The sequence below is a fragment of the Pseudomonas sp. B21-036 genome, from assembly GCF_024748925.1.
GTDB lineage: Bacteria > Pseudomonadota > Gammaproteobacteria > Pseudomonadales > Pseudomonadaceae > Aquipseudomonas > Aquipseudomonas palmensis.
Genome location: NZ_CP087178.1, coordinates 2,477,225 through 2,498,113, shown reverse-complemented (window position 1 = coordinate 2,498,113; position 20,889 = coordinate 2,477,225). Strand labels below are relative to the sequence as shown.

Genomic DNA, 20,889 nt, shown 5'->3' with positions numbered 1-20,889 from the left:
GTGTCACAGAAACCGTGTCGGGCGTTCACAAAACCCTGTGGGAGCTGGCATTGCCAGCGAAGGCAACGCCGCAGATATACAGCCGATTGAATGTTTGCAGCAGCGCGCAGTCCGATTCTTCAAGCCCCAGCCATCAGGAGTACCGCATGACTGCACGCAAACTGTTCACCACCCTTGCCCTGCTCGGCAGTGTCGCGCTGGTCCAGCTCCCGGCCCAGGCCGCCGAGCCCAGCGTGGTCGCGCCCGAGTCCCCGACCCGCGAGCTGAAGGTGCACGACAAGGCCCCCGACCTCTACAAGCGCGACGACATGGCCCTGCGCGGCTGGAAGGAAAAGGGCCTGAGCCAGCCCGACGAAGACAGCCAGTGGGTCAAGATCCAGGACAACTACGTGCTGATCGAAATCACCAACGGCACCATCAAGAAGATCGTGCCCGCCAAGGGCTAGCCCAGCACCGGCAGGCTGTAGCGCTCGGCGAAGTACTGGCGCAGGAACTCGACCGCCACGCGTACTTTCGCCGAGCTGGCTAGGGGCGAGGTGTACACCGCCCAGATGTCCGCCGCCTGGTGGTAGTCCTCCAGCACCGGCACCAGCCGGCCATCGGCCAGGCTGTCGTGCACATCCCAGTACGAACGCAGCAGTATCCCCCGCCCGTCCAGGCACCATTGGTGCGCCACCTCGCCGTGGTTGGTCGACAGCCCGCCGGTCACCCGCACGCTCTGCTCGCCCTGCGGCCCCTGTAGTTGCCAGACGCCGAACGGGTGGTCACGCTCCTTGATCACCAGGCAGTCATGGCTGCTCAACTCGGCCAGCTGGCGCGGCGTGCCGCGCCGTTGCAGGTAGCCCGGTGCGGCGCACAGCACGCGCCGGTTGTGGGCCAGCGGCTTGGCGATCAGGTGCGGGGCAATCACGTTGCCCACGCGGATATCCAGGTCTACCCCCTCCTCGATCAGGTCCACCAGGCGGTCGTGCACGTCCAGACGGATATCCAGCTGCGGGTAGCGCTCGGCCAGCTCCGACAGCGCCGGCGCCACGAAGCGCCGGCCCAGGCCCAGACTGCTTGCGATACGCAACTGGCCCACCGGCACGCGGTGCTGGGTGCTGATGTCGTCGCCCATGCGCTGCACCGTCTCGAAGATCTGCAAGGCCCACTGGTAGACCCGCTCGCCCTCCTCGCTCAGCGACACCCGCCGCGTGGTGCGGTGCAGCAGGCGCACACCCATCTGCTGCTCGAGCAGGCGCACACGCTTGCTGATGAACGCGGCCGACATGCCCAGTTGCTCGGCCACTGCGGCAAAGCTGGCGCGCTTGGCCACCTGGACAAAAATGTTGAGGTCTTCGAGGTTGGGCAGACTATTCACGATATGTGCACAAAGAATTCATGTGGGGCGAGATTATCTCTGATCCAATGGCTTATAGCATGCGCTCACCTGTTCCCAAACAACAACGAGTGAGCCGCCATGACCAAGACCTTCAAGATTGCCGCCATTCCCGGCGACGGTATCGGAAACGAAGTGCTGCCCGAGGGCATCCGCGTGGTCGAAGCCGCCGCGCGCAAGCACGGCCTGGACATCCAGTTCGAATTCTTCGAGTGGGCCAGCTGCGACTATTACCTGGCCCACGGCAAGATGATGCCCGATGACTGGTTCGAGCAGCTCAAGGGCTTCGATGCGCTGTACTTCGGTGCGGTAGGCTGGCCCGACAAGGTGCCGGACCACATCTCGCTGTGGGGCTCGCTGCTCAAGTTCCGCCGCGACTTCGACCAGTACGTGAACATCCGTCCGGTGCGCCTGTTCCCCGGCGTACCCTGCCCGCTGGCCGGTCGCGAGCCGGGCGACATCGACTTCGTGGTGATCCGCGAGAACACCGAGGGCGAATACTCCTCGCTGGGCGGTCGCATGTTCGAAGGCACCGAAAACGAGTTCGTGCTGCAGGAGTCGGTGTTCACCCGCCGCGGCGTCGACCGCATTCTCAAGTATGCCTTCGACGTGGCGCAGACCCGCGAGCGCAAGCACGTGACCTCGGCCACCAAGTCCAACGGCATGGCCGTGAGCATGCCGTACTGGGACGAGCGCACCGCCGCGATGGCTGCCAACTACCCCGAGATCAGCTGGGACAAGCAGCACATCGACATCCTCTGCGCACGCTTCGTGCTGCAGCCGGACCGCTTCGACGTGGTGGTGGCTTCCAACCTGTTCGGCGACATCCTCTCCGACCTGGGCCCGGCCTGCGCCGGCACCATCGGCATCGCACCGTCGGCCAACCTCAACCCCGAGCGCAGGTTCCCGTCGCTGTTCGAACCGGTCCACGGCTCGGCGCCGGATATCTTCGGCCAGAACATCGCCAACCCGATCGCGATGATCTGGTCCGGGGCGCTGATGCTGGAGTTCCTCGGCAATGACGGCGCCGACCCGCGCTACCGCGCCGCCCACGACGACATCCTTGGCGCCATCGAGCGCGTGATCGCCGCCGGCGACACCACCCGCGACATGGGCGGGCAGAAGTCCACCCAACAGGTCGGCCAGGCCATCACTGCGCTGATCGAAGGGTGAACCAACGGGCCGGTTGTCTGAATTGCCAGACAATCCGGCCCGTCACCTCTTGCGAGCCCACAAGATTCTAGGCAGAATCTGTTAACCAAAAGATAGACGTTAACTTTTAGTTAACAGAAGGAGGACGCTTTACCGCACTACCCCCCGGATTGCCTGCCGGGTACAGATAAGAACGCCAACGTCCAGGAGACGATGATGTCGCACAAGAATAAAAAACAGATAGATGTGTTCCTGATTACCGTGAGCCTGATTGCCGTGCTGCTCACCGTGATCGGCCTCGCCGTGTTTCCCTCCCAGGCCGAACAGGCCGCCAACCAGTTGTTCGAGATTGCCACCCGTACCTTCGGCACCAGTGTCCAGGTGCTGGTATTCGGCAGTTCGCTGGCCGTGCTGTATCTGGCGTTCAGCAAGTACGGCAACATCCGCTTCGGCAGCGGCAAGCCCGAGTACTCCACCCCCACCTGGGTGTTCATGTTCATCTGTGCCGGCATGGGGTCCTCGACCCTGTACTGGGGCGTGATGGAATGGGCCTACTACTACCAGACCCCTGGTCTGAACATTGCCGCGCAATCGAGCCAGGCGCTGGAATACAGCGTCAGCTACTCGTTCTTCCACTGGGGCATCAGCGCCTGGTCGATCTATGCCCTGGCCTCGCTGGCCATGGCCTATCACTTCCACGTGCGCAAGAAGAGCGGCCTGAACCTGGCCTCGATCGTCGAGGCGGTGACCGGCTTCAAGGCCACCGGCCCGATCGGTCGCACCGTGGACCTGATCTTCCTGCTGACCATGATGGGCGCGCTGACCGTGTCGCTGGCGCTCACCGCCTCGACCCTGACCCGCGGCCTGCATGACCTGGCCGGCACCCCCGACACCTTCACCGTGCAACTGATGGTGATCGGTGCAGTGGCCATCCTGTTCTCGCTCAGTTCCTACATCGGCATCGATGGCGGCCTGCAGCGCCTGAGCAAGATGGTGTGCATCGGCGCGCTGGTGTTCGCCGGCGTGGTGCTGCTGGTGGGCCCGACCCAGTTCACCATCAACAACACCGCCAACTCCATCGGCCTGATGGTGCAGAACTATGTGCGCATGAGCCTGTTCACCGACCCGGCCGGCGACGGCGCGTTCACCCGCAACTGGACGGTGTTCTACTGGCTGTGGTGGGTGTCCTATGCCCCGGGCGTGGCCATGTTCGTGACCCGTGTGTCCCGTGGGCGCCAGCTCAAGGAAGTGGTGTTCGCCCTGCTCGCCGGTGGCAGCGTGGGCTGCTGGTTCTTCTTTGGCGCGCTGGAAAGCTACAGCATGCACCAGTTCATCAACGGCGCCATCGACGTACCGAAGATCCTCAGCGAGCAAGGCGGCGAATCGGCGGTCAGTGCCCTGCTGACAGCACTGCCGATGGGCAAGGTGTTCCTGGGCGTGTACCTGTTCATCATGGCGGTGTTCTGCGCCTCGCACATGGACGCTGCCGCCTATGCCGTGGCGGCCACCAGTACCCGCAACCTGCGCGAAGGCGACGACCCCACCCCCACCCACCGTCTGTTCTGGTGCGTGGTGCTGACCCTGGTACCGCTGGCCATGCTGTTCGCCAAGGCCTCGCTGTCGACCATGAAGACCGCCGTGGTGCTGACCGCGATCCCGTTCATGGTGATTCTGCTGATCAAGATCTACGGCTTCTTCAAGTGGATGCTGCAGGACTACGGCCACGTGCCGGCCCACCGCATCGAGGAAGAGGCCGCGCGCCTGGCCGGCGAGCAGCCCGAACAGCCTGAACCCGTTGAACAACCCGCAGCGGCCCCGGTAACCGCGACGGCCCGCTGAGTCGCTGACCCCGACCCACCTGCACGGATGCAGGCCTGACGGTCCTTTTTTTTGCCTGTTCTGTTAACCAATAGATACACGTAAACCAATAAGTAAAAGCCAATTGAACAACGGTGCGCCGGCCTGGCTGGACGCCCCCGTGAGGAGATAGCAATGAACGACTTCAAACGCCTGCCCGCCGATTTCTGCGCCAGCGCAGACGAGGCCTTCACCATTCCGGCCAAGTTCTACACCCAGCCTGCGGTGTTCGAGCACGAGAAAGAGAACATCTTCGCGCGCAGCTGGATCTGCGTGGGTCATCGCAGCGAAGTGGCCGAGAACAACGCCTACATCACCCGCGAGATCATCGGCGAGAGCATCATCGTGGTGCGTGGTCGCGACAGCGTGCTGCGCGCCTTCTACAACGTGTGCCCGCACCGTGGCCACCAGCTGCTCAGCGGCAGCGGCAAGGCCAAGAACGTGATCACCTGCCCGTACCACGCCTGGACCTTCAAGCTCGACGGCGAACTGGCCCACGCACGCAACTGCGAGAACGTGGTCAACTTCGACAAGCAGAACTCCACCCTGGTGCAGCTGCGCGTGGAAGAGTACGCAGGCTTCATCTTCATCAACATGGACATGGACGCCGGCAGCGTCGAAGACCAGCTGCCCGGCCTGCAGGCACGCATGCGCCAGGCCTGCGCGGTGATCGACGACCTGCACCTGGCAGCACGTTTCGTCAGCGATACCCCGGCCAACTGGAAGTCCATCGTCGACAACTACCTGGAGTGCTACCACTGCGCCCCGGCGCACCCGGGCTTCTCCGACTCGGTGGACGTCGGCCAGTACAGCCACACCACCTACGGCAACTGGACCCTGCAATATGGCCTGGCCAAGCCGTCGGAGCAGTCGTTCAAGTTCGACGAAAGCGTCAAGGACCCCTCCTTCGCCGGCTTCTGGGCATGGCCGTGCACCATGTTCAACGTGCCGCCAGGCGCGAACTTCATGACCGTGATCTACGAGTTCCCGGTCGACGCCGAAACCACCCTGCAGCACTACGACGTGTACTTCCTGAACAAGGACATCACCGAAGAGCAGCAGAAACTCATCGACTGGTACCGCGAGGTGTTCCGCCCCGAGGACCTGCGCCTGGTCGAAAGCGTGCAGAAGGGCCTCAAGTCCCGCGGCTACCGTGGCCAGGGCCGGATCATGGCCGACCGTGAGCGCAGCGGCATGAGCGAGCACGGCATCGCCCACTTCCACAACCTGATCGCCGTCGCCCACCTCAACGACTGACAACGCCCGCCCCCGGTACGCCGGGGGCGGCATGGAGTGCCTTGCGTGAAACTCAACGATCCCACACTGCTGCGCCAACAGGCGTACATCAACGGCCACTGGTGCGATGCCGACGACGGTCGTCAGGTCGAGGTCTGCGACCCGGCCAACGGCGAGCGCCTGGGCAGCGTGCCGCTGATGGGCGGCGCCGAGACGGTACGCGCCATCGAAGCCGCCGAGGCCGCGCTGCAAGGCTGGCGCGAGCGCACCGCCAAGGACCGCGCGCAGGTGCTGCGCCGCTGGTTCGAACTGCTGCTGCAACACGAAGACGACCTGGCCCGGCTGATGACCTTCGAGCAGGGCAAGCCGCTGCACGAGGCACTGGGCGAGATCCGCTACGCGGCCTCGTTCATCGAATGGTTTGCCGAGGAAGGCAAGCGCGTCTACGGCGATGTCATCCCCAGCCCTTCCAACGACAAGCGCCTGCTGGTGATCAAGCAGGGCATCGGCGTGTGCACCGCCATCACCCCGTGGAACTTCCCGGCGGCGATGATCACGCGCAAGGTGGCCCCGGCCCTGGCCGCCGGCTGCACCATCGTGGTCAAGCCGGCCAACGAAACCCCCTTCTGCGCCCTGGCGCTGGTGGAGCTGGCCGAACGTGCAGGCATCCCGGCCGGGGTGTTCAGCGTGGTCACCGGTGATGCGGTGGCCATTGGCGCCCAGTTCACCGGGCACCCGGCCGTGCGCAAGCTGAGCTTTACCGGCTCCACCCCGATCGGCCGGCTGCTGATGGGCCAGTGTGCCCAGAGCATCAAGAAGGTGTCGCTGGAACTGGGCGGCAACGCGCCGTTCATCGTGTTCGACGATGCCGACATCGACGCCGCCGTCGAAGGCGCGCTGGCAGCCAAGTACCGCAACGCCGGCCAGACCTGCGTATGCGTCAACCGTTTCTACGTGCATGACAGTGTGTATGCGCAGTTCACCGAACGCTTCGTGGAGCGCGTGCGCGCCCTGGGCGTGGGCCACGGCACCAGCGCCGCGAGCCAGGTCGGCCCGCTGATCAGCGACAAGGCCGTGGCCAAGGTGCGCAGCCTGATCGACGACGCCGTGGCCAAGGGCGCCGACCTGCTGCTGGGCGGCGAAGCCCATGCGCTGGGTGGCAACTTCTTCGCACCCACGGTGCTGGCCAACATTGCGCCGGGCACCCAGCTGCTGCAGGACGAGATCTTCGGCCCGGTGGCGGCCATCGTGCGCTTTCGCAGCGACGAAGAGGTGATTGCCCAGGCCAACGACACCCTGTACGGCCTGGCGGCGTACTTCTACAGCCGCGACATCGCCCGGGTGTTCAAGGTGGCCGAGGCACTGGAGTACGGCATGGTCGGTATCAATACCGGGCTGATCTCCAATGAAGTGGCGCCGTTTGGCGGCGTCAAGCAGTCGGGCCTGGGCCGCGAAGGCTCGCGCTACGGCATCGAAGACTATCTGCAAATCAAGTACCTGTGCCTGGCCGTGTGAGCCAGTGGCAGTCGAGGTGAATCATGGCCAACAAATACGAGATGTTCAGTGTGCAGGTAACCGCCGTCGAGCAGGCGACGCCGCTGATCAAGCGCTTCACCCTGGCCCGTGAGGACGGCGCGCCGATGCCGGCATTTACCGGTGGCAGCCACGTGATCGTGCAGATGCAGGGCGCCGACGGGCGCCAGTTCAGCAACGCCTACTCACTGATGAGCGACCCGCGCGACACCCGCAGCTACCAGATCGGCGTGCGCCTTGAAGAGCAGTCCAAAGGTGGCTCGGCGTTCATGCACCAGCAGGTCGAGGTGGGCAGCGTGCTGACCATCTCCAGCCCCAACAACCTGTTCGCGCTGGACCCGAGCGCGGGCCGGCACGTACTGATCGCCGGCGGCATCGGCATCACGCCGTTTCTGGCGCAGTTGCATGAACTGGAGGCCGGCAGCACCGCCTACGAGCTGCACTATGCCTTTCGCAGCCCCGAGCATGGTGCGTTCCAGGCCGAACTGAGCAGCGGGCCGCATGCGGCCAACACGCAGTTCTACATCGACAGCCTGGAGCGCAAGCTGGACCTGGCCACGCTGTTTGCGGGCCTGGATGACGCGGCGCATGTGTATGTGTGCGGGCCCAAGCCGCTGATCGATGCGGTGATCGCCACCGCAGCATCGCTGGGCATTGCCGAGCAGCGCGTGCACTGGGAGCAGTTTGCCGCGGCGCCGGTGACCGGTGCGGCGTTTACCGTGGTGCTGGCGCGCTCGGGGCAGGAGTTGCAGGTGGAGGAAGGCATGACCATCTTGCAGGCCATCGAGAAATCCAAGGCGGCCAAGGTGGAATGCCTGTGCCGCGAGGGTGTGTGCGGCACCTGCGAGACCATGATTCTGGAGGGTGAGGCCGAGCATTTCGACCAGTACCTGAGCGATGAAGAGAAGGCTTCGCAGCAGAGCATGATGCTGTGCGTGTCGCGGGCGCGCACGGCCCGGCTGGTGCTGGACCTTTGAATCGATTCGCCGGCAACGCCGGCTCCTACAGCAGATCGCCCAACCTGTAGGAGCCGGCGTTGCCGGCGAAGTCTTTCAAGCCGGGCGCAGTACCAGCACCGCCAGTGGCGGCAGGTTCACCGCCAGCGACAGCGGCTGCCCATGGCTGGGCAACGCCTCGCTGTTCACCGCCCCGAGGTTGCCGTAGTTGGACCCGGCATACACCTGGGCATCGCTGTTGAGCACCTCCACCCACTGTTCGCCAAACGGCACCCCGATGCGATAACCCTCCCTCGGCACCGGCGTGAAGTTGGCCACCACCAGCAACGGCTCGCCCTCGGCGCTCCAGCGCAGCCACGCATACACGCTGTTGCGCGCATCGTCGCCGATCAGCCACTGGAACCCTTGCGGCACGCAGTCCTGCTGATGCAGCGCCTTCTCGTCGCGGTACAGCCGGTTCAGGTCGGCCACCAGCGACTGCACACCCTTGTGCTCGGGGTACTGCAACAGGTACCAGTCCAGTTCCGCGTCATGGTTCCACTCGCGCCACTGGCCGAATTCGCAGCCCATGAACAGCAGCTTCTTGCCCGGATGGCACCACATGAAGGCCAGGTACGCGCGCAGGTTGGCGAACTTCTGCCAGCGGTCGCCCGGCATCTTGTCGATCAGCGAGTGCTTGCCGTGCACCACCTCGTCATGGGAAATCGGCAGGATGAAATGCTCGGAATACGCGTAGATCAGGCCGAAGCTCATCTCGTTGTGATGATGCGCACGGTGGATCGGGTCGTTCTGGATGTAATGCAGGGTGTCGTGCATCCAGCCCATGTTCCACTTGTAGTTGAAACCCAGGCCGCCCTGCTGGGTCGGCTGACTGACACCCGGCCAGGCGGTGGATTCCTCGGCGATCACCAGCGCCCCAGGCGCCTCCTGGGCCACCACGTCGTTGAGGTGGCGCAGAAAATCGATGGCCTCCAGGTTCTCCCGCCCGCCGTGGCGGTTGGGCACCCATTCGCCGGCCTTGCGCGAGTAGTCGCGGTACAGCATCGAGGCCACCGCATCCACCCGCAGCCCGTCGATGTGAAAATGCTTGAGCCAGTGCAATGCCGAAGCCAGCATGAAGCCGTGCACCTCGTTGCGCCCCAGGTTGTAGATCAGCGTGTCCCAGTCCTGGTGGAAGCCCTCCAGCGGGTTGGCGTACTCATACAGTGCGGTGCCGTCGAACTGCGCCAGCCCATGTTCGTCGGTGGGAAAATGCGCCGGCACCCAGTCGAGGATCACGCCGATGTGGGCCTGGTGGCAGGCGTCGATGAACGCGGCGAAATCCTCGGCCGTGCCATAGCGCGCGGTGGGCGCGAACATCGACAACGGCTGGTAGCCCCACGAGCCGCCAAACGGATGCTCCATGATCGGCATCAGCTCGATATGGGTGAAGCCCAGCTCCTGGATGTAGGGCACCAGCCGCTCGGCCAGTTCGCGCCAGTTGTAGTAGCGAGCCACTTCACCGCTTTCATCCAGCTCGCATTGCCAGGAACCGGCGTGCAGTTCGTAGATCGACAGCGGCGCGTTGGTGGCCTGGTGCGCCGCACGCACGCGCATCCAGCCCTGGTCCTGCCACACATGGCCCAGCGCGGCGGCCACCTTCGAGGCGGTGCTGGGCGGCAGCTCGGTGGCCAGTGCCAGCGGGTCGGCCTTGAGCGGCAGGATGCCGTCGGGCCCGAGCAGTTCGTACTTGTACGTCTCGCCGGCCTGCAGGCGCGGGATGAACAGCTCCCACACACCGCTGGGCACGCGCTTGCGCATCGGGTGGCGGCGCCCGTCCCAGTTGTTGAAGTGACCGACCACCGACACCCGCCGCGCATTCGGCGCCCACACCGCAAAGCGCACCCCGTCGATGCCGTCCACCTGTGCGGGCTGCGCGCCGAACACCTTGGCCAGGTCGCGATGATTGCCCTCGGCGAACAGGTACAGGTCCATCTCGCCCAGCAGCAGCTGGGTAAAGCTGTAGGGGTCTTCGGTGACCTGCTCGCCCCCTGCCCAGTTGATGTGCAGGTCGTACGCCTGCGGTTGCTGCAACCGCCCGCTGAACAGCCCGGGCACACTGCCCTGCTCCAGCTCCAGCAGCACCTGCCCGCTGTCGCGGGCCAGCGCCCGGGCACTCAGGGCATCGGGCAGGTAGGCGCGTATCCACTGCCCGCCCGCGCCATCCGGGTGCGGCCCGAGCACCGCGAACGGGTCGCCGTGCCTGGCATTGACCAGGTCATCGATATCCCTTGTGCCCAGCCCAGCCTGTTCCCGCTTGTGCGCGCTCATTCATTCTCCCCACGTACTGACAAGCCCATGGAGGCCATGCAAGGGCACGGCCAACCAGCTCGGGCGATTCTCGGCTTCATACATAATTTCGTAGGCAGCCTTTTCCAGGCTGAACAGGTCCAGCGCCGCGCGTGCCCCGCCGGGCTGTTCCCAGGCGTGCGGCAGGTCGGCGGTGGCCAGATCGTAGGCCTGAACAAAGGCATGCCGGGCCTGGTGCAGGTAGCGCCGCGCCACGCGCTGACGGGCCTGGCGGGCCGGCGGCGAGACGTCCACCCCCGACGCGCTGCGCAACACCATCGCAGCAGCATAGTCGAACGAACGCAGCACGCCGCTGACGTCCTTGTACGGGCTGTGCTTGCCGCGTCGCTCCTCCAGCGGGCGCGCCGGCTCGCCTTCGAAGTCGATCAGATAGGCATCACCCTGCACCACCAGCACCTGGCCCAGGTGCAGGTCGCCGTGCACCCGTATCAGCACGCCACCGACCGCCTGCATGGCCAGTTCGCTGACCTGTTCGAGCAGGCCCTTGCGCTGCTTGCCCAGGTCGTCGACCAGCGCCTGGCTGTCGGCATCCAGCTCATCGCGGTGCTGCTCCAGCAGGTCGAACGCCTGGTTGAGCTGGGCGCTGACCTGCTTGCCCCAGGCCTTGCCATCGCGCGCGCTACTCACCCGCGGCTTGAACGCCGGGTCCTGGGTGGGTGCGGCCAGCACCTGGTGCATCTGGCCCAGGCGCTGGCCCAGCTGCGCGGCAAAGGCCTGCAGCTCCTGCAAGGCATCGGCATGGGCCTGCGGGGCCTGGGTGCCGGGTTCCATTTCGTCGCGAATCGCGCGTTCCAGGGTGTTCTGGGTCCAGTCCCAGGCGTCGCCCTGGTTGCTCAGGTAGCCCTGGGCGATCATCAGCAGGTGCGGCTGCCCGGTGGCGTCCACCCGGCTCAACCAGCCCAGCAGCGGTGATATGTTCGGGTAGCGGGCGGCAGTGAGGTAGGCGCTCATCTCGAGCTCGGGGTGGATGCCGCCATTGACCCGGCGGATCAGCTTGAGCACCAGGCTGCCCCCTACCACCACCGAGCTGTTGGACTGCTCGGCCGACAGGTAGCGCACCGCCGGCTCGTCGCCCAGCTCCAGGGCGGCCAGTTGTTCGGTGGCCTGGAACTGCAACTCGCCGTCGCTGCAGCTCAGGCGCGTGCCATCGGCAAAGCCGGCCAGCACCGCGCGAATGAAGCTTTCGAGCACGAAACCATCGGTGATCAGGCCCACCTGGCGCCCCCGGCGTACCCGTGACAGGGCCAGTTGCTGGGGCAATGCGCTGGTCAGCTGGTCTTCGCCGATCAGGCCGAACGGCAACTGATAGCGGCTGGTCTGCCCGCCGCTGTCGACCTCGATTTCACTGAGCAGCACGGGGCTGGTGGCCGCACCGAAGCGCACGCCATAGGCGATGCGCACCTTTTCCAGCGCGGCGCCCTTGCCCGCGAACCAGCGGCGCTTGGGCAGGTACTGCGGCAGGATGGCGTCTTGCAGGGTGTCGCGCGACGGCGATTCGAGCAGCTCTTCCATGCGTTTCTTGAGCACCACGGTGGTGAACTCCGGTAGCGGCTGCGCGGGCTGCACATGCCAGCTGGGCATCTGGTCCCTGGGCGCGAGCAGGAACCAGTAGAAGCCATAGGGCGGCAAGGTCAGCAGAAACGGCAGCTGGCCGATCGGCGGGAACGCGCTGCCGCCGAGCATCTCCACCGGCACCTGGTCGACATAGGCCGAGAGGTCCAGCTCTGCCGCCTGGGCGGCGCGGGACACGTTGGCCACGCACAGAATGGTTTCGCCCTTGCCGTCGCTGCCGGTGAATTCGCGGACATACGCCAGGATGCGGCGGTTGCTGGGCGAGAGCATGGTCAGGCTGCCGCGGCCAAAGGCCTTTTGTTGCTTGCGCACCGCCAGCAGGCGACGGTTGAAGTTGAGCAGCGAATGCGGGTCGCTGGCCTGGGCCTCGACGTTCACCGACTGGTAGCCGTACAGCGGGTCCATGATCGGCGGCAGCACCAGGCGTGCCGGGTCGGCGCGGGAGAAGCCGCCGTTGCGGTCGATGGACCATTGCATCGGCGTGCGCACGCCGTCGCGGTCGCCCAGGTAGATGTTGTCGCCCATGCCGATCTCGTCACCGTAATACAGGGTCGGGGTGCCCGGCATCGACAGCAGCAGGCTGGTCAGCAGCTCGACCCGGCGTCGGTCGCGTTGCAGCAACGGTGCCAGGCGCCGGCGGATGCCCAGGTTGATGCGCGCGCGACGATCCTGGGCGTAGTAGTTCCACAGGTAGTCGCGCTCGCGGTCAGTGACCATCTCCAGGGTCAGCTCGTCGTGGTTGCGCAGGAAGATCGCCCATTGGCAGTTGGCCGGGATCTCCGGGGTCTGGCGCAGGATGTCGGTGACCGGAAAGCGGTCTTCCTGGGCCAGCGCCATGTACATGCGCGGCATCAGCGGAAAGTGAAAGGCCATGTGGCACTCGTCGCCCTGCCCTTCGCCGAAGTACAGCTGGGTGTCCTCGGGCCACTGGTTGGCCTCGGCCAGCAGCATGCGGTCGGGGTAGTTGGCGTCGATTTCGGCGCGGATCTTCTTCAGCACCTGGTGGGTTTCGGGCAGGTTCTCGTTGTTGGTGCCATCGCGCTCGATCAGGTACGGGATGGCATCCAGGCGCAGGCCATCCACGCCCAGGTCGAGCCAGTAGCGCATCACCCCGATCACCGCCTTGAGCACCTGCGGGTTGTCGAAGTTGAGGTCGGGCTGGTGCGAGTAGAAGCGGTGCCAGAAGTACTGGCCGGCAACCGGGTCCCAGGTCCAGTTGGAGTGCTCGGTGTCGAGGAAGATGATGCGCGTGCCGTCGTACCTGGTATCGGTGTCGGACCACACATAAAAGTCCCGCGCCCTGGAGCCGGGCTTGGCGCGCCGGGCCTTCTGGAACCACGGGTGCTGGTCGGAGGTGTGGTTGATGACAAGCTCGGTGATCACCCGCAGGTTGCGCTTGTGCGCCTCGGCGATGAAGCGTCGCACGTCGGCCAGGGTGCCGTAGTCGCTGTGCACGGCCTTGTAGGCGGCGATGTCGTAGCCGTCGTCGCGCCGTGGCGAGGGGTAGAACGGCAGCAGCCACAGGGTGTTGACCCCAAGCTCGGCGATGTAGTCGAGCTTGGCGATCAGGCCGGGAAAATCACCGATGCCGTCGCCGTTGGAGTCGAAGAACGACTTGACGTGCACCTGGTAGATGATCGCGTCCTTGTACCACAGCGGGTCGTTGATGAACGTGGCTGGGCGGGCTTTCTTCGCCATGTACGACTCCTTCAGGTTGGCGGGGGGCTAGCGGGCCGGGGTGATGCGCCAGATGCCGAACGGCTGGTGCCAGGGTTCGATGCGCATCCACTGGGTCTTGCCGTACCAGCTCCAGCGATGGCCGCTCATCAGGTCTTCGCCGAAGGTTTCGGCGTCGTCCTCCAGGCCCAGCTCCCACAGCGGCAACTCGAAGTGCGCCTCCTGGGCGTTGTGCGGGTCGAGGCTGACGGCCACCAGGATCAGGCTGCCGCTGGCCGGATCGCCCTTGGCGAAGTACAGGATGTTGTCGTTCCAGGCGTTGTAGAAGCGGATGCCCAGGTGGGTCTGCAGGGCCGGGTGCTGGCGGCGGATGCGGTTGAGCTGGGCGATCTCGGCAATGATGTTGCCGGGCTGGGTGTAGTCGCGCGGGCGGATCTCGTACTTCTCCGAGTCCAGGTATTCCTCCTTGCCCGGTATCGCCGCCGCCTCGCACAGCTCGAACCCCGAATACATGCCCCACAGGCCCGAGCCCATGGTGGCCAGCGCTGCGCGAATCAGAAAGCCCGGGCGGCCGGAGTCGTGCAGGAAGAACGGGTTGATGTCCGGCGTGTTGACGAAGAAGTTGGGGCGGTAGCAGTACGACCACGGCGGCTGGTTGAGTTCGCTGAAGTACTGTTGCAGCTCGGCCTTGGTGTTGCGCCAGGTGAAGTAGGTATAGCTCTGCGAATAGCCGACCTTGCCCAGGCGCGCCATCATCGCCGGCTTGGTGAAGGCCTCGGCGAGGAAGATCACCTGCGGGTGCTGGCTGCGCACGTTGGCGATCAGCCACTCCCAGAACGGCAGCGGCTTGGTGTGCGGGTTGTCCACGCGAAACTGGGTCACGCCCTCCTGCACCCAGCCCAGCACCACGTCGCGCAGGGCCAGCCACAGGGCGGGCACCGCGTCGGCGGCATAGAAGTCGACGTTGACGATGTCCTGGTATTTTTTCGGCGGGTTCTCGGCATAGCGGATGGTGCCGTCGGGGCGCCAACTGAACCAGCCCGGGTGCTCGGTGAGCCAGGGGTGGTCCTGGGAGCACTGGATGGCGAAGTCCAGGGCGATTTCCAGACCATGCTCGGCGGCGGCGGCCACCAGCCGGCGGAAGTCTTCGCGGCTGCCCAGCTGCGGGTGGATGGCCTCGTGCCCGCCGTCGGCGCTGCCGATGGCGTAGGGGCTGCCGGGGTCGTCGGGGCCGGCCTGCAAGGCATTGTTGCGGCCCTTGCGGTGCTGGGTGCCGATGGGGTGGATGGGCGGGAAGTAGAGCACGTCAAAGCCCATGTCGCGGATCATCGGCAGGCGCTGATGCACGTCGTTGAAGGTGCCGTGGCGGGCCGGGTCGTCGGTGACCGAACGCGGGAACAGCTCGTACCAGCTGGCAAAGCGTGCGCGCTCGCGCTCCACCTCAAGGGGGAACTCGGCGCTGCGGCTGAGGTAGGCACGGTGGTCGGCGCGGCCCATCAGGGCGCGGGTGTCGCCGTGCAGCAGCAGCTCGACGCCGGCCTGGGCAGGCAGGCTGGCCAGTTGCAGGGCCACCGCCTCCAGTTGCGCACGCAGCGGCTCGCTGCTGCGCTCGGCGCTCTGCATCAGATGGCGGCGGCCCTCCTCCAGCTCCAGGCCTACGTCGACGCCGGCGGCGAATTTCTTCTCCAGCTCGTAGCAGTAGCTGGCGTACTGGTCGATCCAGGCCTCGATCATGAACAGGTGGCGGCCCACCTCGCTGACCGTAAAGCGCCCCTCCCAGCTGTCGTTGCCCAGCAGCGTCATGGGCACTTCGTGCCAGTTGGGGTGCTGCAGGCGGCGCCAGCTCAGGCGCACGGCCAGCACGTCGTGGCCGTCGGCGAAGACCTTGCTGGTAACGGTGACCTGTTCGCCCACGGTACCCTTGACCGCATGCTGGCCGGCGTCGAGCACAGGTTCGGTGTTCTCGATCACTATGCGCGGCAGCAGCAGCGCCCTGGCCAGGGTCAGGGTGTGCTCGCTGGTTTCATCGGTGCTGAAAGGCTCATCGCGGGTCATCGAACATCGCTCCGTTACGCTGTGACGGTAAGGTTCAGAGCAATGGCAGGCGTGGGGGTTCAATAAAAAATGAGCGATGCGGCGCGGCCACGGTCGAAGAATGGGTCAGCCTTTGAACAGCCCTTTATGTGAGGTTCGGCCCATGAATATTCCTATTCCTGCTGAAACGCCCGATCCGAATATCGATGACCCCAATCTGCCACCACCGGCGCCCGAGAAGGAGCCTGAGCCGCCCAAGGAGCAGGAGCCCGTGGGTGACCCGCCCAGTGAAGAGCCGCCGGTGAAGGTGCAAGCGTAGACGGGGTTGCACGGTGGTGCTGCTTTCGCCGGCAACGCCGGCTCCTACAGTAAACGCGCCGACCTGTAGGAGCCGGCGTTGCCGGCGATGCGATGTCAGCGATTGCACAACTCCTCGATGCTGATCTCGCGCATGCGAAACTTCTGAATCTTGCCGGTCACCGTCATCGGAAACTCCTCGACGAAACGAAAATGTCGCGGCGTCTTGAAGTGCGCGATGCGGCTCTTGCACCAGGCCTGCAGCTCCCCATCGGTGGCGCTGTGCCCAGGGTGCAGCTTGATCCACGCCACGATCTCCTCGCCGTAACGCTCATCCGGAATGCCGATCACCTGCACGTCCGCCACCGACGGGTGGGTGAAGAAGAACTCCTCCAGCTCGCGCGGGTAGATGTTCTCGCCACCGCGAATGATCATGTCCTTGTTGCGCCCGGCAATGCACACGTAGCCCTGCTCGTCCATGCTCGCCAGGTCGCCGGTGTGCATCCAGCCCGCCGGGTCGATCGCCTCGCTGGTGGCCGCCGGGTTGCCCCAGTAGCCCAGCATCACGCTGTAGCCGCGGGTGCACAGCTCGCCGATGGTGCCACGCGGCACGATGCAGCCGTGTTCGTCGACGATCTTGCTCTCCAGCTGCGGCTGGGTGCGCCCCACCGTGGTCACGCGCAGCTCCAGCTCGTCGTCCGGGCCGGTCTGCAGCGACACCGGGCTGGTCTCGGTCATGCCGTAGGCGATCTGCACCTCGCCCATGTGCAACTGGTCGATCACCCGACGCATCACTTCGATCGGGCAGGTGGCGCCGGCCATGATGCCGGTGCGCAGGCTGCTCAGGTCGTAGTCACCGCGCCGCGGCTGGTCGAGCAGCGCGATGAACATGGTCGGCACCCCGTACAGCACGGTGGCGCGCTCGCGGGCCACGCCTTCGAGGGTCAGCAGCGGGTCGAAGGCGTCGTTGGGGTAGATCATGGTGGTGCCGTGGGTGATGCAGCCCAGGTTGCCCATGACCATGCCGAAGCAGTGGTAGAGCGGCACCGGGATCACCATGCGGTCATGCTCGGTCAGGCCCAGGCTCTCGCCGACCATGTAGCCGTTGTTGAGGATGTTGTAGTGGCTCAGGGTCGCGCCCTTGGGGAAGCCCGTGGTGCCGGAGGTGTACTGGATGTTCACCGGCTGGTCGAACTGCAGGCTCTGCTGGCGCTGCTGGTACTCGGCCGGGGCGACCTGCTCGGCCATGCCGGCCAGCGCCGCCCACGGCAGGAAGCCGCCCGGCGGCGCGTCGTCGAGGCTGATCAGCCCGCGCAGGTCGGGCAGGCGCTCGCCATTGAGCTGGCCTGGCGCCTGGTGCGCCAGCTCCGGCAGCAGTTCGCCAAGCATGGCATGGTAGTCGGAGGTCTTGAAGGTGCCGGCGCAGATCAGCCACTGGCAGGCAGACTGGCGCAGCACGTATTCCAGTTCGCTGGTGCGGTAGGCCGGGTTGATGTTGACCAGGATCACGCCGATTTTGGCGGTGGCGAACTGGGCGATGCACCACTGCGCGCAGTTGGGCGCCCAGATACCCAGGCGGTCGCCGGTCTTCAGGCCCAGCGCCATCAGGGCGCGGGCATGCAGGTCGATGCTGTCGGCCAGTTCGCGCCAGCTGTAGCGCAGTTGCTGGTGGCGTACCACCAGTGCCTCGCGCTCGGCAAAGCGCGCCACGGTGTTGTCCAGGGCCTGGCCGATGGTCATGGCCAGCAGCGGTTTGTCCTGGCGACCCTGGGTGTAGCTCGGTTGATTCATGACGACCCCGTATTGTGATTGTTGTGGGTGCTGATTCACGCGAGACCTAATGTGGCGCAAATTAACGTTAACGTAAAGGTCATGGGGAGATTGACAGTGTTCGGTGCGGGGTTTACGTTAACGTAAAGGTGACAGATCGCAGCGCCTTGATCGCGGGTCAACCACCACGCCACTCAAAGAACAATCGACAAGAAAGGTGCCAGCATGCGTTATCCGACCCTGAACTTCGCCCTGGGCGAAACCATCGACATGCTCCGCGACCAGGTGCAGGCGTTCGTCGCAGCCGAGCTGGCCCCGCGTGCGGCGCAGATCGACCAGGACAACCTGTTCCCCGCCGACATGTGGCGCAAGTTCGGCGACATGGGCCTGCTGGGCATCACCGTCAGCGAAGAATACGGCGGCGCGGGCCTGGGCTACCTGGCCCACGTGGTGGCCATGGAAGAAATCAGCCGCGGCTCGGCCTCGGTCGCGCTCTCCTACGGCGCCCACTCCAACCTCTGCGTCAACCAGATCAACCGCAACGGCACCGCCGAACAGAAAGCCAAATACCTGCCCAAGCTGATCAGCGGCGAGCACATCGGCGCCCTGGCCATGAGCGAGCCCAACGCCGGCTCCGACGTGGTGTCGATGAAACTGCGTGCCGAACAGCGCGGCGACCGCTTCGTGCTCAACGGCAGCAAGACCTGGATCACCAACGGCCCCGACGCCAACACCTACGTGATCTACGCCAAGACCGACCTGGAAAAGGGCCCCCACGGCATCACCGCGTTCATCGTCGAGCGCGACTGGGCCGGCTTCAGCCGCAGCAACAAGTTCGACAAGCTGGGCATGCGCGGTTCCAACACCTGCGAGCTGTTCTTCGACAACGTCGAGGTGCCCCAGGAGAACATCCTCGGCCAGCTCAACGGTGGCGTGAAGGTGCTGATGAGCGGCCTGGACTACGAGCGTGTGGTGCTCTCCGGCGGCCCTACCGGGATCATGCAGGCGTGCATGGACCTGGTGGTGCCCTACATCCACGACCGCAAGCAGTTCGGCCAGAGCATCGGCGAGTTCCAGCTGATCCAGGGCAAGATCGCCGACATGTACACCCAGCTCAATGCCAGCCGCGCCTACCTGTATGCCGTGGCCCAGGCCTGTGATCGCGCCGAGACCACCCGCAAGGACGCCGCCGGGGTGATCCTCTATACCGCCGAGCGCGCCACCCAGATGGCCCTCGAGGCAATCCAGATTCTGGGCGGCAACGGCTACATCAACGAATTCCCCGCAGGCCGCCTGCTGCGCGACGCCAAGCTGTACGAGATCGGCGCCGGCACCAGCGAGATCCGGCGCATGCTGATCGGTCGCGAGCTGTTCAACGAGACGCGCTGAGGCGCTCAGCGGCAACGCCGCCATAACGCAGACCCACTCTTGCAGCTTGGAGCTTGCCGCTTGAAGCTGCGCCAGGAGCCACGATGATTCTGAAGTCTCAGTTGAACCCCCGCGCGCCCGAATTCGCGCTCAACAGCGCGGCCATGCTCGAGCAGGTGCAAGGCCTGCGTGACCTGCTCGCCAGCGTGCACCAGGGCGGCGGGCCCAAAGCCCAGGAGCGCCACACCTCACGCGGCAAGTTGCTGCCGCGCGACCGCATCGACCGCCTGCTCGACCCGGGTTCGCCGTTTCTGGAGATCGGCCAGCTGGCCGCCCACGAGGTGTACGGCGAAGACGTGCCTGCCGCCGGCGTGATCGCCGGCATCGGCCGCATCGAGGGCGTGGAGTGCATGATCGTGGCCAACGACGCCACCGTCAAAGGCGGCTCGTACTACCCGCTGACCGTCAAGAAGCACCTGCGCGCCCAGACCATCGCCCAGCAGAACCGCCTGCCCTGCGTGTACCTGGTGGACTCCGGCGGCGCCAACCTGCCGCGCCAGGACGAGGTGTTCCCCGACCGCGAGCACTTCGGCCGCATCTTCTTCAACCAGGCCACCATGAGCGCCCAGGGCATACCGCAGATCGCCGTGGTGATGGGCTCGTGCACCGCCGGCGGTGCCTACGTGCCGGCCATGGCCGACGAGGCGATCATGGTGCGCCAGCAGGCCACCATCTTCCTGGCCGGCCCGCCGCTGGTCAAAGCCGCCACCGGCGAGGTGGTCAGCGCCGAAGACCTGGGCGGTGCCGACGTGCACTGCAAGGTCAGCGGCGTGGCCGACCACTATGCCGACAACGACGAACACGCCCTGGCCATCGCCCGGCGCTGCGTGGCCAACCTCAACTGGCGCAAGCTGGGCCAGCTGCAGGTGCGCACCCCGATCGCCCCGCTGTACGCAGCCGACGAGCTGTACGGCGTGGTGCCGGCCGATGCCAAGCAGCCGTTCGATGTGCGCGAGGTGATCGCGCGCCTGGTGGACGGCTCGCTGTTCGACGAGTTCAAGGCGCTGTTCGGTACCACGCTGGTGTGCGGCTTTGCCCACCTGCACGGCTACCCGGTGGCGATTCTGGCCAACAACGGCATCCTGTTCGCCGAGGCCGCGCAGAAAGGCGCGCACTTCATCGAGCTGGCCTGCCAGCGCGGCATCCCGCTGCTGTTCCTGCAGAACATCACCGGCTTCATGGTGGGCCAGAAGTACGAGGCCGGCGGCATCGCCAAGCATGGCGCCAAGCTGGTGACCGCAGTGGCCTGCGCCCAGGTGCCCAAGTTCACCGTGATCATCGGCGGCAGCTTCGGTGCCGGCAACTATGGCATGTGCGGGCGTGCCTACGACCCGCGCTTTTTGTGGATGTGGCCCAACGCGCGCATCGGCGTGATGGGCGCCGAACAGGCCGCAGGCGTGCTGGCCCAGGTCAAGCGCGAACAGAGCGAGCGCAGCGGCCAGGTTTTCAGCCCGCAGGACGAGGCGCAGCTCAAGCAGCCGATCCTGGACCAGTACGAACACCAGGGCCACCCCTACTATTCCAGCGCAAGGCTGTGGGACGACGGCGTCATCGACCCCGCGCAAACCCGCGAGATTCTCGGCCTGGCCCTCTCGGCAGCCCTCAATGCCCCGATCGAACCGAGCCGTTTCGGCATTTTCCGGATGTGAC

14 protein-coding genes are annotated in these 20,889 nt (G+C 65.6%); 9 read left to right on the top strand and 5 right to left on the bottom strand.

The annotated features are described in order from the left end of the window. Nucleotides 1-146 precede the first annotated feature (146 nt). Nucleotides 147-446 carry an RcnB family protein gene (locus LOY33_RS11105; RefSeq protein ID WP_043863948.1) on the top strand — a complete coding sequence of 100 codons (300 nt, stop codon included), beginning with the start codon at nt 147-149 and terminating at the stop codon, nt 444-446. On the opposite strand, the gene LOY33_RS11100 is transcribed toward LOY33_RS11105, so the two are convergent. After that, nucleotides 443-1,360 carry a LysR substrate-binding domain-containing protein gene (locus tag LOY33_RS11100; protein ID WP_054914402.1) on the bottom strand — a complete coding sequence of 306 codons (918 nt, stop codon included), beginning with the start codon at nt 1,358-1,360 and terminating at the stop codon, nt 443-445. The two genes, LOY33_RS11105 and LOY33_RS11100, sit on opposite strands and share 4 nt — an antisense overlap. A gap of 99 nt (nt 1,361-1,459) precedes the next feature. On the opposite strand from LOY33_RS11100, the gene LOY33_RS11095 reads away from it, so the two are divergent. From LOY33_RS11095 to LOY33_RS11075, 5 genes are all read left to right on the top strand, one after another. Next, nucleotides 1,460-2,551, top strand: a complete 1,092-nt coding sequence (locus LOY33_RS11095; protein ID WP_043863950.1) for a tartrate dehydrogenase — start codon at nt 1,460-1,462, stop codon at nt 2,549-2,551. 195 nt (nt 2,552-2,746) lie between these two features. Continuing rightward, nucleotides 2,747-4,369, top strand: coding sequence for a BCCT family transporter (locus LOY33_RS11090; RefSeq protein WP_043863951.1), 1,623 nt, complete (start codon nt 2,747-2,749; stop codon nt 4,367-4,369). Between the two features lie 153 nt (nt 4,370-4,522). After that, nucleotides 4,523-5,644, top strand: coding sequence for an aromatic ring-hydroxylating dioxygenase subunit alpha (locus LOY33_RS11085; protein WP_043863952.1), 1,122 nt, complete (start codon nt 4,523-4,525; stop codon nt 5,642-5,644). Between the two features lie 45 nt (nt 5,645-5,689). After that, nucleotides 5,690-7,138: an NAD-dependent succinate-semialdehyde dehydrogenase gene (locus LOY33_RS11080; protein ID WP_043863953.1), complete on the top strand. Its 1,449-nt coding sequence runs from the start codon at nt 5,690-5,692 to the stop codon at nt 7,136-7,138. A 23-nt stretch (nt 7,139-7,161) separates the two neighbouring features. After that, on the top strand, nt 7,162-8,133 hold the full coding sequence (locus LOY33_RS11075) for a PDR/VanB family oxidoreductase (protein ID WP_043863954.1): 972 nt from the start codon (nt 7,162-7,164) through the stop codon (nt 8,131-8,133). Nucleotides 8,134-8,208: 75 nt separating this feature from the next. On the opposite strand, the gene glgB is transcribed toward LOY33_RS11075, so the two are convergent. Genes glgB through LOY33_RS11060 form a run of 3 tightly spaced genes read right to left on the bottom strand, consistent with a single transcriptional unit; the run spans nt 8,209 to nt 15,765 of the window. Continuing rightward, entirely contained in the window at nt 8,209-10,422 is a 2,214-nt protein-coding gene (gene glgB / locus LOY33_RS11070) for a 1,4-alpha-glucan branching protein GlgB (RefSeq protein WP_043863955.1), read from the bottom strand. After that, the gene (gene treS / locus LOY33_RS11065; RefSeq protein ID WP_258662631.1) at nt 10,423-13,731 is read right to left on the bottom strand and encodes a maltose alpha-D-glucosyltransferase; all 3,309 of its coding nucleotides are present in this window, start codon (nt 13,729-13,731) and stop codon (nt 10,423-10,425) included. Between the two features lie 27 nt (nt 13,732-13,758). Continuing rightward, the gene (locus LOY33_RS11060) at nt 13,759-15,765 is read right to left on the bottom strand and encodes an alpha-1,4-glucan--maltose-1-phosphate maltosyltransferase (RefSeq protein ID WP_058540282.1); all 2,007 of its coding nucleotides are present in this window, start codon (nt 15,763-15,765) and stop codon (nt 13,759-13,761) included. A gap of 142 nt (nt 15,766-15,907) precedes the next feature. Between LOY33_RS11060 and LOY33_RS11055 the strand changes: the two genes are divergently transcribed. Then, entirely contained in the window at nt 15,908-16,063 is a 156-nt protein-coding gene (locus LOY33_RS11055) for a hypothetical protein (protein WP_178083066.1), read from the top strand. A gap of 95 nt (nt 16,064-16,158) precedes the next feature. On the opposite strand, the gene LOY33_RS11050 is transcribed toward LOY33_RS11055, so the two are convergent. Continuing rightward, a complete protein-coding gene (locus LOY33_RS11050; protein WP_043863958.1) occupies nt 16,159-17,832 on the bottom strand; it encodes an AMP-binding protein in 1,674 nt (557 codons plus the stop codon). 204 nt (nt 17,833-18,036) lie between these two features. On the opposite strand from LOY33_RS11050, the gene LOY33_RS11045 reads away from it, so the two are divergent. Together LOY33_RS11045 and LOY33_RS11040 are read left to right on the top strand one after the other, a co-directional pair. Next, nucleotides 18,037-19,200: an isovaleryl-CoA dehydrogenase gene (locus tag LOY33_RS11045; RefSeq protein WP_043863959.1), complete on the top strand. Its 1,164-nt coding sequence runs from the start codon at nt 18,037-18,039 to the stop codon at nt 19,198-19,200. An 83-nt stretch (nt 19,201-19,283) separates the two neighbouring features. After that, complete coding sequence (locus LOY33_RS11040) at nt 19,284-20,888, top strand: carboxyl transferase domain-containing protein (RefSeq protein ID WP_043863960.1); 1,605 nt, start codon at nt 19,284-19,286, stop codon at nt 20,886-20,888. Nucleotide 20,889 lies beyond the last annotated feature (1 nt).

Excerpts from the sequence above, each read along its gene's own strand:
- LOY33_RS11075 (WP_043863954.1), top strand. The coding sequence starts at position 7,162 with ATGGCCAACAAATACGAGATGTTCAGTGTGCAGGTAACCGCCGTCGAG.
- LOY33_RS11090 (WP_043863951.1), top strand. The coding sequence starts at position 2,747 with ATGTCGCACAAGAATAAAAAACAGATAGATGTGTTCCTGATTACCGTG.
- LOY33_RS11045 (WP_043863959.1), top strand. The coding sequence starts at position 18,037 with ATGCGTTATCCGACCCTGAACTTCGCCCTGGGCGAAACCATCGACATG.
- LOY33_RS11055 (WP_178083066.1), top strand. The coding sequence starts at position 15,908 with ATGAATATTCCTATTCCTGCTGAAACGCCCGATCCGAATATCGATGAC.
- LOY33_RS11060 (WP_058540282.1), bottom strand. The coding sequence starts at position 15,765 with ATGACCCGCGATGAGCCTTTCAGCACCGATGAAACCAGCGAGCACACC.
- LOY33_RS11095 (WP_043863950.1), top strand. The coding sequence starts at position 1,460 with ATGACCAAGACCTTCAAGATTGCCGCCATTCCCGGCGACGGTATCGGA.
- LOY33_RS11085 (WP_043863952.1), top strand. The coding sequence starts at position 4,523 with ATGAACGACTTCAAACGCCTGCCCGCCGATTTCTGCGCCAGCGCAGAC.
- glgB (WP_043863955.1), bottom strand. The coding sequence starts at position 10,422 with ATGAGCGCGCACAAGCGGGAACAGGCTGGGCTGGGCACAAGGGATATC.
- LOY33_RS11105 (WP_043863948.1), top strand. The coding sequence starts at position 147 with ATGACTGCACGCAAACTGTTCACCACCCTTGCCCTGCTCGGCAGTGTC.
- treS (WP_258662631.1), bottom strand. The coding sequence starts at position 13,731 with ATGGCGAAGAAAGCCCGCCCAGCCACGTTCATCAACGACCCGCTGTGG.
- LOY33_RS11050 (WP_043863958.1), bottom strand. The coding sequence starts at position 17,832 with ATGAATCAACCGAGCTACACCCAGGGTCGCCAGGACAAACCGCTGCTG.
- LOY33_RS11040 (WP_043863960.1), top strand. The coding sequence starts at position 19,284 with ATGATTCTGAAGTCTCAGTTGAACCCCCGCGCGCCCGAATTCGCGCTC.